Annotated in this window: 1 protein-coding gene; it reads right to left on the reverse strand. The window is 67.8% G+C overall.

Annotation, left to right across the window (positions count from 1 at the left end; genetic code table 11):
• Positions 1-214 precede the first annotated feature (214 nt).
• Entirely contained in the window at positions 215-1,108 is an 894-nt protein-coding gene (locus I5M_RS24975; protein WP_022723893.1) for a DMT family transporter, read from the reverse strand.
• Positions 1,109-1,710: the final 602 nt, after the last annotated feature.

Raw genomic sequence — 1,710 nt, forward strand, 5'->3', positions numbered from 1 at the left:
TGGCCTCTTTGGTCATTCCATCCCGTCGCTGTTGTTGGTCCCGCGCCTTCGGCTACAACGTGGTGCCGGCGCGTTCGGCGACCATTTCATCACGCCGCCGCTGCGCTCGTCTACCAGCGCCGTCGCGCCGGGGTCCGTCGCTCACGACATGGCACTCCCGCGTGGCCGCATCGCGCCGATGATTAGTTCGTTGCGTTGCAGAGCAGCCCTTCCGTCAGCTCCGCGTCGCCATCGCGACGCCCGCGAGCACCAGCACCAGCGCGGCGATCTGGGTGAAGCCGAGCGGCTCGTGCAGCGCGATCGCCGCCGTGACCACGCCGATCACCGGCACCGCCATGGTGCCGATCGCTGCGACCGACGCGGGCAATCGCTGCAGCGCTGCGAACCAGCACAGATACGCCAGACAGAACTGGATCAGCGTCAGATACGCCAGCCCCGCCCAGCCCCACGGCGTCGTCGCCGCCACGTCCGGGACCTTGTAGGCGAGCCCGGCGGCGGTCACCGGAATGCAGCCGAGGCCGATCTGCCACGCCGCCGAGGTCGCGCCCGGCAGCGCGATCGGGTAGCGCTTGAGGAAGATGGTGCCGAGCGCGAAGCCGACCGCGCCGGTCAGCGCCAGCAGCACGCCCGGCAGCTTGGCGGCGCTCGCCGCAAAGCCGCCGCCGCCCATCAGCAGCACCACGCCGGAGAAGCCCATCACCAGCGCCAGCGAGCGCTTGCCGGTGAGTCGTTCGCCAAGCAGCGGCCACGCCAGCAGCGTGGTCCACACCGGCATCGAATAGCCGATCACCGCGGTCTCGCCGGCCGGCAGCCACAACAGCGCCAGCCCCATCACCACCATCCACAGCGTGACGTTGAAGATGGTCGAGACCAGGAGGCGGCCCCACAGATGCCGCGGCACGCGCAGCGAATCGCCGCGCGCCGCCGCATAGCCGAACAGCAGGACCGAACCGACGAGGCCCGGCACGCCGCGCGCCGGCAGCGGCGGCCACTCGGAAATGACGAATTTGGAGACCGGCCAGGCCAGGCCCCAGCACAGCGAGGTGACGGCGAGCAGCACCAGCCCGCCGCTGGCAATGTGCCGCGCGGGCTTCGAAACGTCGGACATGGATGGTTCCCCGGCAAGGGATGGAGGCCGCACCATGCCGGTAGCCCGGCCCCGGCGCCACCCGGAATTCGATACCTGTGGACGGCCGCCCTGAGTCGCCGCTGGCAAGCTCTAAATCCACCCGGGTAGCTGCCCTGTGAACAGCGGGTGCAGCGCTCCAAACCGGGCCTCGGGCAATTTTTTCGGCTTTGGAATCTCTGAGGACTCACCGATACTTGGCCACCTCAGGGCGCGGCTTGTCCCCCTGTTATCCCCGCAACTCCACCATATTTAGTATTTGATTCAGGAACTCGCACTACAGCTTGACGGGTCAACCGGAGTCGGCCTAGCTTCGGGACTGTCCAGCGAGGGTGGTGACTGCGTCCCGCCGGACCTTCCCAGAAGGGTACTCAATGTTCGCTCCCGAAGGCCTCCGCGGCCTTTTCGGGACAGGGCGTTGCCGTCCCTAAAGCCGAGCGCCGGAGTGACTGCAACGGGCCGATCAACGGTCCGGCATCGAAGGCTCTGAACAGGTTCTGGGGCGTTGGAAGGGTTGCGACCGGGTCAATATACGACCGCGGCCACGGCCCTCGGAAAACAGAAGGGACCCGCACCTCTCGTCA

This window comes from Rhodopseudomonas sp. B29 (assembly GCF_000333455.1).
GTDB lineage: Bacteria > Pseudomonadota > Alphaproteobacteria > Rhizobiales > Xanthobacteraceae > Rhodopseudomonas.